The following is a 15,989-nucleotide window of genomic DNA, read 5'->3' on the forward strand; positions in this document are numbered from 1 at the left end:
CTAGTAACATTAGTTGATAATTCATTACATGATTGTTACCAGTTTTTCCAGCGTCCCTCTGGATCAACACTTGCAAGTCTAACCCATCCATTTTGAACTTTTTCTCGAAATGTGAAATCATTATTTAGCAAACGTTCTATATATTGAATAGGCGCTTGAATTACAATTAGTAAACGAAGTGGTGAATGATACGTCTCACTATCTGACTGCATAACGGATTGCCAAGGTAAGCCTGGCAACAAATCACTTGCATTTCCCTGCATAACACCTAGACCCGCCGTTACGGTTTGGGTTGTTTTGTTTCCACTACCATAATAATGAGGAGCTACAGTTGAAGCGTAATATTGTAGATTTATCCACTGAGCTACTGTTCCTGGTCCTGCAATAATGTTAGCTAATATATCGCCACTTTCATCCTGTTTCCAATCATAATTATGGAGGAAAGCCCTACCTTCTAAGTCACAATTCTGAGTTAATTCTCGTTGCCCGATAATAAAAGATGCATTACGAGCTAATCCCCATTCTGGACGTATTTCACTCCAATCTTCTGCAAATCGATGTGCCTCTTTACTCGCATTTTTTATTTTCGTTTTAAAATTTGGTAATTGCGTTAAACGCTCTCTATTTGCATGTTGACTCACATTTGGCATAATCGACTCGATACAATCAAATGCTTCTTGCGCAGTTTCCGAAAGTTCTGGGACGTAAATCCATTCCAATTCATCCACTGTTGTTTTATGTTCAGCTGCTGCAAAAATGGTATCCTCAGGAATTTTAATACCTTCAGCAAACAACACTTCTCTCACTTCTGGAAGATTACATAAAGTAGCAAAAACTCTTGCATTGAATCCCCCTGCTGCTCCGCCACAAGCACCACACTCAAGTGCTGCAGCATAAGGATTGTTCGTACTTTGACTACTATGTCCGCACATTACAACTAAAGGAGCAAATTTTTCTGTCAGTCCCACCATTTTTAAAGCTTGACGCACATAGTTCACTTTTTCTTCTTTCGTAAAACCGATAGGTATCTCACCCTTTGTGTCATGAACATGATTAAGCGAGAATGTTGTATCAGGTTTTTGTAACATAGTTTTACGAAGGTTACGAATGAAACTACCAACTCCTCTTGGGACAAAGCTTCTTGTCACCATCTGTAGACCAAGTAAAGGACCACTTAACTCAGGTAGCGCCATACTTGTCATTACGTTCTGTTTCATCGTTTTAAAAGTATAACGTACCGAACTGCCTACCCTCTTACGCTGCTCATAAGATTTAAGTTCATTTTCATTTGTGAGCTCTTTTATTTGATGTTTCGGTTTGAGTATAACTGGCAAAGAAGGATGGTTGTTATTACTACCTAGTTCACTAGTTGCAATTGGTAACCCAAAGAAACCAGCTATTCCAAATGTTTCAAACGGACCTAATTTTTCAAGGTGGCGACGAAACGGTTCTGAACGTACATCAATACAGAATGCTAATTGAGCTAATACACGCTTTTTATCATCGGTTGCACGTTGTGTAGAAGCAATCTTCTCTCTTAATTGCTCTGCATGCGTTTGTTCCCAAGCTTCCAGCCAAAGTTTCTTGCGAATATTTTCATCAAAACGATAAGCGAATACTAATAACTCACTTTGTTCAGTAGCAGGCATTTGTAACCATTCCCGTGTTGAAATATTCCCCCAATAAATCCAAGAAGCTATAAGTGAGACGATCGAAACTTTTTTCTCAACCTTTTGATTTTTTAAAGGTAAATAAGGTTTTACAATAGCCAGCTCCATAGAAATTCGAACTGCTAAATATTCTATGAGAAGTTCCTGTTCCTGAATTGCTTGTTGTGAGCGCCATCGTATCATTCCTGCCCACCCAGGCAAAGAAAGTAAGTGCCCTTCAAGGTAAGATTGTATGTTAGATTTAGAAATTCCTAGTTCAGATAATGCTCTCGCTAAAGCTACTTCGGCATCTTGTGGCCAATCTTTTAAAACTTTACGCTCATTTTTACTGAACGCTGGATCAAATTTAATAAGGTGTTGCCATGCACGATAAAAACCTTTCTCTCGATTTGGCATCGTCCAATTTGATCCGGATTCATCAAGATATAATTTACACCATTTAATGATATGATAATTAAGAACATCAGATAGGTTTTCACTATTTTGACTCTCTATAAGCGAACTTATTGGCTGCATAACAGAGGCTTGCATACTTGCTGTATTTATATAATTCATTTCTTCTGCCAATTTATTTACTTCTGGCGATGATAATAGACTAGAAGGTAATTTTTCTAACTTTAAAGCTGCTTGGCAAAATCGCTCTGCTTTCTCTCGCGGAATATGAAAAGATTGTGAATCCATCCAACGAGACAAACTCATTTGTAAAAATGATTCCTCAATCTCACCTTTCGCTTTTGCCGAATGAATCATGGAGGCACTAGGATAAATATCCACATTACGAGCTTCTTTTAACCAATTTGCGACTTGTTCAAATGATTGCTTTTCAAGTCCCATCCAAGGGTGGTGAGCTGCAAACGTAGAGATAGGCCAAAGTGGCGCAATAACTCGGCTAGCAGATGCAACTAAATCATTTATATTATTTTCTTGCATATCAATGTTTGTATCTTTCTTTAATATTGACGGTATGCTCATCACGAATTACCTCCCTTTGATACATAATGTTTCAGATAGCTTGGGTGACTTTCTACTGACTTTCGTCTCGCCTCACCTACTCGAACTAACCAAAGATAAGGTACAGCGAATAAAGTAGAAGATTGATGACGAGTAACGAAAGTACTAATAACACTACTAAATAGTAAAATACATATAACAAAGATAACGGCTGGAGCTGAAGGTTGAACACTTTGATAAATATCAGTATGCAACCATTTATAAAGAGAATTATGAACGGTAAAGTAAATGAGAGAAAATCCAATCAAAACAATTACGCCAGCAATTCGTCCCATTCTTCCCTCTCCAAAAACAACAAGCTGTTTCCATGAAAAGTATAGTGACCAGCCTAAGATTAACGCACTAACTAGTTGATACCCCTCTCCAGAAGTCATAAACCAGAAAGTAATTGCTATTAATAATCCTAAAACACGCCCAACTATCATCCATAAATTGGACATCTTTTCATTAGACTGATTCACTACCCCAAAACGTTGCACGGAAGAACCAGCTTGTAAAAATAGTGTAGCTTTAAACAAACCATGTAAAATTAAATGAATAATAGCTGCTAAATAGGCGCCTAATGCACATTGAATAAGCATAAATCCCATTTGTGCAATAGTTGAACCTACTAGCTGACGTTTATAATCAACTTGAACTAAACTAATTCCTGTTCCGATTAAGACAGAAATACTAGAGAAAATTAGTAAAATGATTTGTGCAATATCATCATGAAAAAGTGGCGAAAATCTAGTTAATATGATACCTCCAGCATTTACTAAACCCGCATGCATAATAGCAGAAACAGGAGTTGGAGCAACAGCTGATTCAATTAACCATCTGTGAAAAGGCCATTGTGCTGCTGGAATCATCACAGCTACTATAATCAATAAGTTAATTCCTGTTTTCTCTAATGTTCCAAATTGAGCTACATTTTCATTCGTTAAAACTGATGTTAACTGCCACTGTCCTGTTACTTGAAAAAGCCAAATGATAGCTGATAGTAAGGCAATCCAACTTATTGTAAATAGGTAGCCAGAGATTTTAGTTGCTTCACTAACTACTTTCCACCCTTTATTTAGCCCTATAAGTAGAACCAATCCTATAAGCGTTGCTCCCCAACAAATGAGCATTAAGCGAAGATCATCACTTAACCATGCAACCGAAGATACACCTGTAGTACATGTAAAAAGTGCAAAGTATTTTCGATATGAGTGATCCCCCATTAAATAACGTACAGAGAAACGCTGAATGATTAAACCAATTGTAAGAACAAAGAAAGCCATTAACCAAGCTAAAGTATCTAGATGCCAAGGCCCCACAACTCTATCTCCATTGTTATTAACAAGTGCGAGTAAAGAAACCAATGAAGGTAAAGCAGCAATACCAATATGGATATGAACAAAACGTAAAGGTATCCTTGCATTTAAAAACAATAATCCACTTAGCCAAGAAGCACTAAGCGCCATAAAAAATAAAGTTAACAGTGTTGATGAACTCAGCGAAATTAACATGTTAAATACTCCCTTCTAAGCGAAAATAGCCTATAAAAATTCCTTTTCATTACGATAGTTTTTTTAATTTCAATTTTCATTCACTCTTTTTAGTACATCGTTTTTTCCCATAAAAAAAACCGACAACTTCCATAATTCAATGATTTTATATCATCATTGAATTATGGAGATTGTCGGTTTCACTTCAACTAACTTCAATAAAGTTTTTTGAAGAGCTCCCATTTTATAGAGGATAGTAATGTATGTATTACTCCTATTAAAAATAACAGTATATCTCTGATCTCCTAGATTATGCAATCAATATATCAATTTATGTTATGCGCTATCTTTCAATTAAGAAACTTTTTCATTTAGTCAATATTACATATTAAAAAAATGCTAAAGCCTTAATTATAGCAAACAGTTAAAATAAGCATCTATTAATTTTTTAAAACAATTATAAGATAAACTATAAGATAAACTATATTAAGCAGTTTGTCAATTTATTTATCAGTTTTTTTGAGCGTTATTCCAATTAAAATTCAGTATACGTAAATAATTTCAAGTTATTAATTATTATCATGTTAATAAATTTAAATAAAGCGCAAAACTTTTAGGTTTCTTAATTATCTCCCACTAACCCTACGATGGTTTTAATTTTTAAAATTTTCCCTCAAGATTATGAAACAATTTAAAAATCATTACTCGTTCACCAGTACGGGAGCTTATATCCGTATGAAAACTTTTCACTTTTTCTCCAGTTAATTCTAGTATAATCTCTTTCAAATCTTCAATTCCAGATTCAACTAGCTCCGAACGATTTTTCTTTATCGTTAGCATACCGTCTTTTGTTTCGCAAACCGTATATTCAGCTGGCGTTAAAATACCTTGTAAATTTACGATAATCATATCCCGTAATATATCTGTCTTAACGGATATAGACCCGCGTCCTAGGTAGTCCTTTTCCCAGTGAGTAATTGCTTTGCTTATCTCTGATTCAATAGAGCCTTTTGAGTTTCTCATCTTTGTATCCTCCTTCAATAAAATGTAATTACATTTATAATTACAATAACAATATAATAATCTGGATTGATTTTATTTTCAATTATTGAGAAGAATTTATAGGAATCGTTGTCATGTATCCTTTAGTATTAAGATGAATTTTTCATATTGTAATATACGTTTTTTTGATTATTCCCCGGCAAAATACTCTTACTATAAAGACTCTGTTGCATAGATTTCAAAAAAGGACATTCCGGAGAAAATAAGAAAACTCTTGTAACGTAATACATAAACGAAAGAGCCGATTTCTTTATAAAATAAGAAATCGACTTTTGGCTTAGTTATTGATTTAGTAATGGAAAACACCTTTTTAAAATAATTATGTTTATACTATAGACGTTGATCTTTCTGGAAGTTTAGTTGAAAATGATCCGCTTCATTGTATACCCCGAATTCATATCCTTTTTCCTTATAAAATTTAATAATTTCCGGAAGCGCTTGTAATGTCTGTAGTTTTTCATGCATTAGAACTACTTCCACATCTTCTGTTGTTGTACGCTTTACATTTTCTATAATTTGCTGTGGGTTACCTTTTAATTTCCAATCATTTGAATCTATCGTCCAATCCCAAACTTTTATTCCTGCTTCTACAATTTTGTTACGAATGTCCTGCCCCCTTAATCCTGGTGCAGATCCATATGGGGGACGGACTAGTTTAGGAGTTGTACCTGTAATATTATGAATAAGAGCTAACGTTTCTTTCATCTCCGTTACAAATTGTCCTTTTTTGTATAGCTTATCACTATTATGTGTCATACTATGTGCACCAATATAATGACCTTCTTTTACTGCTCGTTTTACATTTTCCTGAAAACCAGTATTCTGTAAATTGCTACCTTGCATAAAAAATGTCGAAGAAACATGTTGCTCTTTTAGTACATCTAAAAATTTTCCAGTTAATTCGCTAGGGCCGTCATCAAATGTTAAATAAACAACCTTTCCTACTGGTTTTCCATCAGGTTTTTTCTGTTTTGCCGGTGGTGTTTCTTTTTTCTTTTCTTGTTGTTGTGTATTAACTGGGTTACTACTTTCATTCGCTACCCCTTTCGCTGGGATAGCGTTCCATTTTCCTATTAAAAAGAACGTGAATAAGGTCGTTGCTAAAACAACTCCTAGAGATAGTATTGCCTTCGTTACTACACTTGTTTTTTTCTTATTTTGTGATTCTTTCATTATGTTTCGATCCTTTCCCTACTCATTTTCATCTTCATTATTTATGCAGCTAAACATTAACTTCAGTTGATATTTACAATAAATAGATTAATAGAGGAAGGTGAAGATAAAATGCAGATAATGTCGAAATTAGTTAAAGAATAGCGTATTGCATCTACTCTTTAGAAGAATATTTATTTTTCTAACATAGTTAAATTTGAAAACTGGATATACATCCAAAATAAAAAATACTACTCTTTCTAAACAATATTTTCATATCAAGATAACAGCATACTGATATAAAGATAAAATACAAAGATAGCCGTACTATTGAAATTCTATTATAATTTTGTAATTGGAATTTATTTGAACCAAATGAAGAACTAGAAGAAATATTATTATGTGGAGGTGCCCCGATGAACCTTGTAATTAGAGAGTTAGAAACAAATGATTTAGATAATCTCCCGGAGATTGATGACAGTTTTATAGTGAATGCTCGGTTAATTCTTTCTCTTTCCAAAGGAAATAGACGTATAAAATATACAGTAGAAGACGTTCCGAGTTATGAAAAAAGTTATTTACAAAATCAAGATGATAATGAAGAACTGGCTTACAATGAATATATAAATAAACCTAATCAAGTCATTTACATAGCTCTGTTACATAACCAAATCATTGGATTAATGGTATTAAAAAAGAATTGGAACCGCTATGCTTACATAGAAGATATAACGGTAGATAAAAAATATCGTACACTCGGAGTTGGTAAAAGATTAGTTCATCAAGCAAAGCAGTGGGCAAAAAAAGGCAATATGCCAGGTATCATGCTTGAAACGCAAAATAATAATGTCGCAGCATGTAAGTTCTATGAAAAATGCGGATTTGTAATTGGTGGGTTTGATTTTCTTGTTTATAAAGGTTTGGATATTGAAAATGATGAAGTTGCAATTTATTGGTATTTGCATTTCAAATGAAACTGTTTTTAACATGAAACAACGTCAAAATAAAAACCCCAATCTCTCTATAATAAAATTGAGAAACTGGGGTTAAGTTACTTAACAATATTTTTCATTTAAAACAAGTAACTAATTAATAATCCTGCTGACAACAAGAAGCCGAAAATCGTATTTGTCATCGCTGTTGATTTCATTGCGATGCGCATATATCCAGGATCCTTTGCCCCTTTTTGGAAACTTTGAATCGCAGAAATTGGCTTTCTCAAACCTAGGAACATAACTAATGCCCAAGGGCTTATATAACCCATTAATACAATTACGGCAATCCATAAATACGCAATGAAAAAGGCTATCGCTAGTGTTACCACAGCTTTTTCTCTCCCAAGGAGGATTACTAATGTCTTTCTTCCACCTTTAATATCTTCTTCGATATCTCGGATGTTATTCGACATATTGATTGCACCTACTAAAATTCCAATTGGAATGGAAATTAATACACTTTCAATCGTTACAGTATTCGTTTGAATAAAGAAAGCAATGAGTACAAAACATGTTCCCATTAACAATCCAGAAACTAATTCTCCAAACGGGGTGTACGCAATTGGTAATGGACCGCCTGTATATAAATAGCCAACCGCCATTCCAATTAAACCGATGACGACTAACCACCAGCTGCTATTCATACAAATATAAATGCCAATAAAAGCTGCTACGACATATAATAAAAGCGCAACTGTTAACACATTTTTTGGCTTCAATCCATGACGGACAATTCCGCCACCGATGCCAACGGATTCAGCGGTATCTAATCCGCGTTTGAAATCATAGTACTCATTAAATAAGTTCGTTGCTATTTGCAGCGCTAAACATGCAAGCATCATCGCAATAAATAAAAGCCAATCAATTTTGGCAACATAAAGTGATGCCACTGTCCCTAAAATTACAGGAGAAAACGTCGCCGTTAATGTATGCGGGCGCGTCATCTTCCATATTAATTTAGCGGAACTAATTTCCTTTTCATTCCCCATAACTCTGTTCAATCTCCCTACATTTTAAGTATAAATTACTAGCAGTATCTTTCTATCTATTTCCTGCCACGCATCCATTCATTATAGCAATAAATGATTATCCTTTCTAACAAATCAACTTTTAATAAAGTAAAATTTATAAAATGAAACTTTACCATCTTCACATAATATTCTGTATTACTCCTAAGAGTGGTTTTAAAGCGATGCGATAAGTAAATGAAATACATAATAAAAAAGAGCCAATCTCCAACACAATAGAAGATTGGCTCTTTCCTTTATTTATTCCCCAATTTCAGAAAATCGCTTTATACGTTCACCAATTTCATCGCGAACACGTTGAAATTCAGACCATTCTTTTCCTGCCGGGTCATCAAATCCCCAGTGAACACGATTTACGTGCGAAGGTGTCGAAGGACAAACAGAATCCGCATGACTACAAAGTGTAACGACTAAATCAGCATTATTTAAAATGTTTGTATCAATCATATCTGATGTTTGATTTGTTATATCGATATTCACTTCATTCATTGCTTTAATCGCATTGGGATTCACTCCATGTGCTTCGATTCCTGCAGAATATACATTCCACTTACCTCCTAAATATTGTTTACCCCACGCTTCTGCCATTTGGCTTCGGCATGAATTTCCTGTACATAAGAAATAGATTGTTTTTTTTGTTTTCCATGTTGTTTTCCACCTTTGTTTTTAAGTTGATTGATCATTAAAATATTTACGTTTAAACCAAAAAGCGACATTTACAAGTGCAATCATGACAGGTACTTCGACTAACGGTCCAATGACAGCTGCGAATGCTGCGCCCGAATGAATACCAAACACACCAACTGCTACAGCAATTGCTAACTCAAAGTTATTACTACCTGCTGTAAATGCTAACGTTGTCGTCACCGGATAGTTTGCACCAATTTTTCTTCCCATAAAGAAAGAAACAAAAAACATTACAATAAAATAGATTAATAACGGAATCGCTATTCTTACCACATCTAGTGGCACGCTAACAATCATCTCTCCTTTTAAAGAGAACATAACGATGATTGTAAATAGCAATGCAAGTAATGTAAGTGGACTAATTTTAGGTATAAACACTTTTTCATACCACTGTCTTCCTTTTAACTTAACTAGTACAAAGCGTGTCAACATACCTGCTATAAAAGGAATTCCTAAATAGATACATACTGATTTTGCTACTTCTATCATTGTAATATCGACAATAGCACCTTCAATCCCTAACCATTCTGGAATTACAGTTACAAATACGTATGCATAAACTGAGAAAAAGAGCATTTGGAATACCGAATTAAAAGCAACTAAACCTGCCGCATACTCTTTATCCCCATCAGCAAGATCGTTCCAAACAATTACCATTGCAATACAACGTGCTAACCCAATCATAATGAGACCAACCATGTATTCTGGTTTATCAGGAAGAAAAATAATTGCTAACACAAACATAAGTACCGGACCAATAATCCAATTTTGTACTAAAGATAGCACTAACACTTTTACATCTTTAAATACTCGGCCCATTTCCTCATAGCGAACTTTCGCTAACGGTGGATACATCATTACAATTAAACCAACAGCAAGCGGAATAGACGTCGTTCCAACCTGTAATGTATTCAGTCCGTCTACTACACTAGGGAACACAAACCCTAGACCAATCCCAACAGCCATCGCTAGAAAAATCCATAGTGTTAAATATCGGTCTAGAAAAGATAAACGTTTCATTTTATTTTCCATCTCCTATTAACAACAAGAATTTTTAGCTACCTCATTTGAAGTCGCGCAACAAGATGACTCTTCAATTTTGTGAACATTACTATCTGCTTTCGTATAAAAGAATTCCCACTCATTCCCATCTGGATCTGTTACCCAAAACTTATCTTGCACTGCATAGCAACAAGTCGTATCCATCTCATCACGCGCGAAGAAACCTTCTTTTTCTAATCGTTCTTTATGCAATGTAATTTCTTCAGCTGTATCCACTTGGAAACCAAAATGATTTACCTGATTTCCCTTCACTTCATCTCGCACGTTCAGCGTAAAATTAAGTCCTGGCGTCTCTAATAAAAATTTTGCATAATCTGTTTTCACTTTAACTGGTGAAACACCAAATACCTTTTCATAAAATTCAATAGACTTCTCTAAATTCGTAACGTTTATACCGACGTGAACATATCTCATACCTTATTCCTCCTTTTTATATATCATTAATCAATTTTTTTTGATTAATAACTCAAAATTTTAACAGCAACTACCTTTCCCTGTTTTTCTAAAGATACAGCACAATTCTTCTGATAATAAATTATTCACTTCCGCATCATTTAAATCATAATAACTCCACGTACCTTTTGTTTCTTTTACAATCAAACCTGCATCTAATAAAATTTTTAAATGATATGATAATTTAGATTGCGTCATTTCAAAAACTTCTGTTAAATCACATACACACGTCTGTCCTCGCTGGCAAAGTTCATACATGATTTCTAAACGTTTCTGATCCGCCAACGCTTTAAACTTTTTCTCATAGAGCTGAAAATTTTGTGCCACTGTAGTTCACTTCCCTTCATCAACTTTTTTTGATGTTTATAGTATATACGTAGATGAGTTCTATATGCAACTTATTAATCAAGTTTTTTTGATTTATCTAAAAAACTTCCTCGCATCATATCTTTGTTACAATTAAAAAAGACCATAACCTTTTCAAAAATGAAAAACTATGGTTCTTTTTACAACTTAATAGTTACAATATTTCCGAGAAATGGAGTCTCTATAACTATTTTAAATTTTAATTTGATCATTATAGAGTAGTGCCCCATCACCCTCAATCTAAGAAAAACAAATACCCCAAAATGAGAAAAATCGATATGCTCTTGTTTTTGGTGCATATTCATAAAAAGCACGTTACTATTCTCATTAACATAAGAGAATAGTAACGTGCTTTTAATTTCAAAAATTGTCTAAGATGGTTGTGGGGCGGGCCCCCCATAAGAACGGTATCTAAAAGATTGTATGATAGGTGTTAGTTCCATTCCAATGGCCTCAGCCGGCGATTAACTCAAATACCGATTTCGGATGACCGCCATGTGATGAAGTTCGTGTCCTGCGACGCCGTACGCGAGGGCGCGCGCCGTAATGCTTAGGTTGTTTGCTGTGCCCTTGCGGGTCCACGCCTCAGCCGGTAGCCCGCGCAGCAATGTAATCGTTGATTGCCGTACGGCCCGGTAGTCTTCGGCCAATTGCGCGGTTGTCCAGCTTCCGAAAGGAGGTATAAATAATTCCTGATCGAAACCAGTCAGAGGCGTCTGGTCCCCTCTTGCGAACCGGAGCAGGCGGTAGGTCATGACGCGTTCCGCGTCTGTAATGTGGCCCACAACTTCTTTCAGTGTCCATTTTCCTTCCGCATACCGATATGCGGCCTGGCTTTCGGTCAACGATGCCAGGAGCTCGGTCATTTGCTTTTCCTGGGCGAGCAAAATGTCGATGATGTTACCGTCCGGCACCAAACGGATATATTCGCCGGAGCTCCCGGCATATTCTACTTCTGACGGTCTTTGATTCATGCGTAGTCACCTCTTTATGTAGATATAGAAAATTATAGCACTCGTCTATGTCTAATTAATTCGCGAAATGATAGAACTTCCCTTCTAAATAAATGAGGATAAGCAACTATTTAGTCGGTCGCCACACTATCCTGATTCATTAGCACAATAAGCAATGCTAATCAATGATGCATAAAAATTAGAAGTTATACAATATTTCAAAGTTATTAATATATATTGAGTTATTCCGAAACATATATTAATACATTTTGTCGAAACTATTAAAAAGGGAGAATTTCTCTAGCTGGAGAATTAATAATTGTGTTACCAATATGTAAAAATCTCAATTTAAAATTAAAGGAGAATAAAATGGGACAAATAATTGTATCGATGTACCTCTCACTAGATGGTGTCATGGAGGAACCAGCTTGGACTGCTCCATACTTCAATGAAGAAGTAGCAAAGTTTCAATCCGATTTACTGTTTGAAAGTGAAGCGCTTCTACTAGGGCGAGTAACCTATCAAGGTTTTGCAGCTGCCTGGCCTCCTATGACTGATGAAGAGGGTTTTGCTGATAAAATGAACAGCATACCTAAATTTGTTGCTTCAACAACTTTGGAAAAAACCGAATGGAATGCAAATCTTATCAAGGGTAATATTGTAGAAGAAATATCGAAACTGAAGGAACAGCCCGGTCAGAACCTTTTAATTTATGGTAGTGGTGAGCTTATACAGACATTGATGCAACATGACCTCATTGATGAATATCACTTTATAGTCAATCCCGTTATCGTAGGAAGCGGAAAGCGTCTCTTTAAAGACCAGAGCAATACAAAAGCATTAAAACTTATAGAAACAAGAACGACCAGTTCAGGTGTCGTTATTCTTTCCTATCAGCCGGAGAAAAAAGAATAATTATTGATAAATTATAAAAAAAAGATTGACTCTTTCAGATCAGGAAAAGTTAAAAATAACTTCCAATAACGAGAATAATGTAAATAAGCTGTCCATGTGGACAGCTTATTGTTTTTTTGCTTAGCGTGCAAAATTCGCGTCTTGTTCGCGGGACTCCAAACAGTACGATTTTATTTCAAAGACACAACGATCTTACTACACACTTTTTATTTATCCCACACTCTCATCTGCTAATATTACTATTTTTTATTACTAATGTTGCCGTTTCACTCGGATGGCTAAGAGGAAAATGATGGCCATATGGAACAAAATCAACCTTACCAAGATGCGATGGAGCAGAATAGCCTCTGTCATAATCCCCCCAAATAATGTGAAGGTTATACTTTGTTACTTCATTGAAATCACCTTGATCGTTTTTCAGTAGTAAACTGTTAAGCTGGACCGTAGTATTTAAAATTCTGGGAGAGGTAAAACTATTTCTTATTTTTTCAATATAATGTTCAGGGATGCTCTCCATACTTTCAAACAAACCATTACTTAATAAATAACGCTCTATCAAATTAGTAGTTGCCAATTTTAATGTCCATTTGTTCATAAATTGAGGAACATTTAGCGATTTAGCATTTTTTTTAGCAACAGGTGGCTGAAGTAAAGTGATTGAATACTTCTTATCTATGTACTCTTGTACCAACGCTTCCAGAAGAATAAACGCACCGAATGAATGGCCAATTAGATGTGCACCATTCGTAGCTTTCTCCAATAACTTTTTCACTACATTCAAATAGATATCTAGAAGATTTTTCTCTCGTTTAAAAGGAGAACGTCCCAAACCTGGAAGATCCAAAATCCATACAGGTTGACCAGTTTTTTCATGAAGCTCTTGTGCTAAAGGAAATAAATCCTCTCCATCACTCAATAAACCATGTAATAATATAAACGGTTTACCCTTTCCTTGTAATTGGTAAAGGGTAGTGTTATCGCATAATGTTCGTTTAAATAAATGATTATGCCGGCCATTTTGATACATCATTCGATAATCCAGATCAGCTACTACGGCAGGGAAAAATTTCATTACACTCGTCTTCTTAAACCAATCTCCTCCCATAATTTTTTTCGCTGAAACATTTGAAAATTTTTGTTTTGTAATAAAATTCAGTCCATCAGAAGGAATTTTTGTTATTTTACTTCCTCCACTATTCATAATTGCTTTCATAAATGGCATTGGAACAGAGATTTTTGGTGCCCTCATATTCATACTTTCCGACATAATACTTAATAATTCAGCAATGTTTTGATCGTGCTGTTTGTCTTCAACAAGTGTATATGTTTGAATAGTCGGTTGCTCCAATCTGAAAACCTGCACAATAAACTTCGCAAGCTCATCGTTTGAAATAAGTGGTAACCTATATCCCTTACCTCCAGGAATCACTGGCATGAGCCCTCTTCGCATACTCATCACAAGCAAACCTAATCCTGCTATCTGCTCTGTACTCCCTGTTTTACTACTACCGACTACAGTTGGCGGATTAATTACAGAAAGCGGATAACCTACTGCTGATGCCTGCTGACGGATATAAAGATCTGCTAAAAATTTTGTTCTCTCATATGGATTTTTTATTTTCAAATAATTGTTTCCTTCTTTAAACACATCAATTGCAATCTTGCTATTTTTATCATCAAAGGGACTCATATAACCTACAACATGAATAAATTGTTGCAAACCCTTCAATTGATGAATACTTTTAGCTAATTCACTAATATGTTTGGCGCCATTTAAAAATACGGAAGCTGCCTCTTTACTTGTCGCTTGAATATCCATGGGGCCTCCTGCGTGAATAATCACATCCGTTTTCAATACCCTCTCCTTATCTTCAGCACTTAGACCTAAATCTATTTTCGTCAAATCACCTTCAATAAAGTGCATAACTTCCTTTTTTAAGATGCCTCTTTCTTGAAAAAGGCGTGTTGCTTTATTTTTCGACCTCACTAAAAGAAGAATTTTAACATCCTCTTTGGCTAATTCTTTTACTAATTGTTTTCCAATAAAGCCTGTTCCACCAGTTAAAAATACTGTTCTCATATAAAATCCCCCTTTTAGTACTACTTAGTACTAATTTGATGTAAAAAAAATGCTTCTTTTATCGAAGCAATTTTAAAAAATGATCTGCTGTTTTCGTGATTACAGTTGCATCCTTCAATGTTTCTGAAATAAATAACGCTCCTTCAAGATTTGTAATAAAAAGTGATGCAACCTCATCAATATTAATCGTATTTCTGAATTCTCCATTCTCTACCCCTTGTTTAAGTAATAGAGAAACTTTCTTTTGTAATCCTGTAAAAAAAAGACCTATTTTTTCTTTTATTTGCGTGGCCTGTTTAGGACTTTGAATATAAAGAGTAATAAATGGACAGCTCCCCTTATACTCCCTCGACTGAACTCCTTGTGATAATTGCTTTAAAAACAGTTGGATACGATCTTCAACTAAAAATTGGTTCTGAGAAAGTATGTCATCAATTGCAGATTGATACATTTCAATCCAATAATCAACGACCCCTTCTAATAATACTTCCTTATTAGAAAAGTGATAATACACATTAGACTTTGAAACTTTGCTTACACGTACTAATTCATCCATACTTGTATAAGCAAACCCTTTTTCTAAAAATAATGTTGCAGCTACTTCAATCACACGTTTTTGATTCATTAATTTTATCTTTGTCATAACTAGAACTATATAGTACTAATTTAAATATTGCAAGTATTTATGTTAATTTTTAAAAAAGTTCCACTAACATTGATTTTACTGCAAAAAAATCTTATTTTGAATAAAGTTGAACTGAACCCCGAAATTGTTAATTTACTATCGTCTAATAGAGGTCACCATACATGCCCATCAACTTAAGAAAAAGAAATGCCCCCAAAACGAAAAAATGAGCGGCTTCTCAGAATAGCTATCTGTAGAGAAAGAAAATTTTAATTTAGGGGGATATGGAAGTATTAGCTTGATGGTGATGCGGCGGTACCCCATATAAAGAAATTTTAAACATCTTAATCTGCCTTGCTTTTATGTAAATATGGGAATAACGAAATTACCCCAAGGATAGCTAAACAAGCTCCAATCCATAGCGGAGATACAAAACCATATCCTTTACTGATCCCAAT

The 15,989-nt window shown here is 34.9% G+C and carries 14 protein-coding genes; 2 read left to right on the forward strand and 12 right to left on the reverse strand.

The features are described from left to right. Window positions 1–35 precede the first annotated feature (35 nt). The 4 genes from ACZDYH_RS27265 to ACZDYH_RS27280 form a co-directional block, all read right to left on the reverse strand. The gene (locus ACZDYH_RS27265) at window positions 36–2,642 is read right to left on the reverse strand and encodes a DUF2309 domain-containing protein (protein ID WP_088363647.1); all 2,607 of its coding nucleotides are present in this window, start codon (window positions 2,640–2,642) and stop codon (window positions 36–38) included. After that, window positions 2,642–4,174 carry an NADH dehydrogenase subunit 5 gene (locus ACZDYH_RS27270; protein WP_474887587.1) on the reverse strand — a complete coding sequence of 511 codons (1,533 nt, stop codon included), beginning with the start codon at window positions 4,172–4,174 and terminating at the stop codon, window positions 2,642–2,644. Before ACZDYH_RS27270 ends, ACZDYH_RS27265 begins: the two co-directional genes overlap by 1 nt. Window positions 4,175–4,813: 639 nt before the next feature. Then, window positions 4,814–5,176: a Na-translocating system protein MpsC family protein gene (locus tag ACZDYH_RS27275; protein WP_088363644.1), complete on the reverse strand. Its 363-nt coding sequence runs from the start codon at window positions 5,174–5,176 to the stop codon at window positions 4,814–4,816. A gap of 369 nt (window positions 5,177–5,545) precedes the next feature. Further along, window positions 5,546–6,388: a polysaccharide deacetylase family protein gene (locus ACZDYH_RS27280; protein WP_006918160.1), complete on the reverse strand. Its 843-nt coding sequence runs from the start codon at window positions 6,386–6,388 to the stop codon at window positions 5,546–5,548. 395 nt (window positions 6,389–6,783) lie between these two features. Between ACZDYH_RS27280 and satA the strand changes: the two genes are divergently transcribed. Continuing rightward, the gene (satA, locus tag ACZDYH_RS27285) at window positions 6,784–7,341 is read left to right on the forward strand and encodes a streptothricin N-acetyltransferase SatA (RefSeq protein WP_088363642.1); all 558 of its coding nucleotides are present in this window, start codon (window positions 6,784–6,786) and stop codon (window positions 7,339–7,341) included. A gap of 98 nt (window positions 7,342–7,439) precedes the next feature. Here satA and menA read toward each other — a convergent pair whose 3' ends face one another. The 6 genes from menA to ACZDYH_RS27315 form a co-directional block, all read right to left on the reverse strand. Next, complete coding sequence (gene menA / locus ACZDYH_RS27290) at window positions 7,440–8,351, reverse strand: 1,4-dihydroxy-2-naphthoate polyprenyltransferase (protein ID WP_144560851.1); 912 nt, start codon at window positions 8,349–8,351, stop codon at window positions 7,440–7,442. Between the two features lie 279 nt (window positions 8,352–8,630). After that, a complete protein-coding gene (gene arsC / locus ACZDYH_RS27295) occupies window positions 8,631–9,017 on the reverse strand; it encodes an arsenate reductase (thioredoxin) (protein WP_459070471.1) in 387 nt (128 codons plus the stop codon). A 39-nt stretch (window positions 9,018–9,056) separates the two neighbouring features. Beyond that, window positions 9,057–10,097: an ACR3 family arsenite efflux transporter gene (gene arsB / locus ACZDYH_RS27300; RefSeq protein ID WP_061457430.1), complete on the reverse strand. Its 1,041-nt coding sequence runs from the start codon at window positions 10,095–10,097 to the stop codon at window positions 9,057–9,059. Between the two features lie 18 nt (window positions 10,098–10,115). Continuing rightward, entirely contained in the window at window positions 10,116–10,553 is a 438-nt protein-coding gene (locus tag ACZDYH_RS27305; protein ID WP_001271013.1) for an ArsI/CadI family heavy metal resistance metalloenzyme, read from the reverse strand. A 60-nt stretch (window positions 10,554–10,613) separates the two neighbouring features. Beyond that, window positions 10,614–10,919 carry an arsenical resistance operon transcriptional regulator ArsR gene (gene arsR / locus ACZDYH_RS27310; RefSeq protein WP_002026021.1) on the reverse strand — a complete coding sequence of 102 codons (306 nt, stop codon included), beginning with the start codon at window positions 10,917–10,919 and terminating at the stop codon, window positions 10,614–10,616. Window positions 10,920–11,422: 503 nt separating this feature from the next. After that, window positions 11,423–11,932: a DinB family protein gene (locus ACZDYH_RS27315; RefSeq protein ID WP_001076324.1), complete on the reverse strand. Its 510-nt coding sequence runs from the start codon at window positions 11,930–11,932 to the stop codon at window positions 11,423–11,425. Window positions 11,933–12,280: 348 nt separating this feature from the next. Here ACZDYH_RS27315 and ACZDYH_RS27320 point away from each other — a divergent pair, with 348 nt between their 5' ends. Next, window positions 12,281–12,826, forward strand: coding sequence for a dihydrofolate reductase family protein (locus tag ACZDYH_RS27320; protein ID WP_434712334.1), 546 nt, complete (start codon window positions 12,281–12,283; stop codon window positions 12,824–12,826). A 223-nt stretch (window positions 12,827–13,049) separates the two neighbouring features. Here ACZDYH_RS27320 and ACZDYH_RS27325 read toward each other — a convergent pair whose 3' ends face one another. Both ACZDYH_RS27325 and ACZDYH_RS27330 read right to left on the reverse strand, forming a co-directional pair. Beyond that, entirely contained in the window at window positions 13,050–14,906 is a 1,857-nt protein-coding gene (locus ACZDYH_RS27325) for an alpha/beta fold hydrolase (RefSeq protein WP_434712335.1), read from the reverse strand. A gap of 58 nt (window positions 14,907–14,964) precedes the next feature. Beyond that, window positions 14,965–15,531 carry a TetR/AcrR family transcriptional regulator gene (locus ACZDYH_RS27330; protein WP_001072312.1) on the reverse strand — a complete coding sequence of 189 codons (567 nt, stop codon included), beginning with the start codon at window positions 15,529–15,531 and terminating at the stop codon, window positions 14,965–14,967. Window positions 15,532–15,989: the final 458 nt, after the last annotated feature.

This window comes from Bacillus sp. EB V-12 (genome assembly GCF_056158125.1).

Excerpts from the sequence above, each read along its gene's own strand:
- ACZDYH_RS27330 (WP_001072312.1), bottom strand. The coding sequence starts at position 15,531 with ATGAATCAAAAACGTGTGATTGAAGTAGCTGCAACATTATTTTTAGAA.
- arsB (WP_061457430.1), bottom strand. The coding sequence starts at position 10,097 with ATGAAACGTTTATCTTTTCTAGACCGATATTTAACACTATGGATTTTT.
- ACZDYH_RS27325 (WP_434712335.1), bottom strand. The coding sequence starts at position 14,906 with ATGAGAACAGTATTTTTAACTGGTGGAACAGGCTTTATTGGAAAACAA.
- ACZDYH_RS27305 (WP_001271013.1), bottom strand. The coding sequence starts at position 10,553 with ATGAGATATGTTCACGTCGGTATAAACGTTACGAATTTAGAGAAGTCT.
- ACZDYH_RS27320 (WP_434712334.1), top strand. The coding sequence starts at position 12,281 with ATGGGACAAATAATTGTATCGATGTACCTCTCACTAGATGGTGTCATG.
- ACZDYH_RS27280 (WP_006918160.1), bottom strand. The coding sequence starts at position 6,388 with ATGAAAGAATCACAAAATAAGAAAAAAACAAGTGTAGTAACGAAGGCA.
- ACZDYH_RS27265 (WP_088363647.1), bottom strand. The coding sequence starts at position 2,642 with ATGAGCATACCGTCAATATTAAAGAAAGATACAAACATTGATATGCAA.
- ACZDYH_RS27275 (WP_088363644.1), bottom strand. The coding sequence starts at position 5,176 with ATGAGAAACTCAAAAGGCTCTATTGAATCAGAGATAAGCAAAGCAATT.
- ACZDYH_RS27315 (WP_001076324.1), bottom strand. The coding sequence starts at position 11,932 with ATGAATCAAAGACCGTCAGAAGTAGAATATGCCGGGAGCTCCGGCGAA.
- menA (WP_144560851.1), bottom strand. The coding sequence starts at position 8,351 with ATGGGGAATGAAAAGGAAATTAGTTCCGCTAAATTAATATGGAAGATG.
- satA (WP_088363642.1), top strand. The coding sequence starts at position 6,784 with ATGAACCTTGTAATTAGAGAGTTAGAAACAAATGATTTAGATAATCTC.
- ACZDYH_RS27270 (WP_474887587.1), bottom strand. The coding sequence starts at position 4,174 with ATGTTAATTTCGCTGAGTTCATCAACACTGTTAACTTTATTTTTTATG.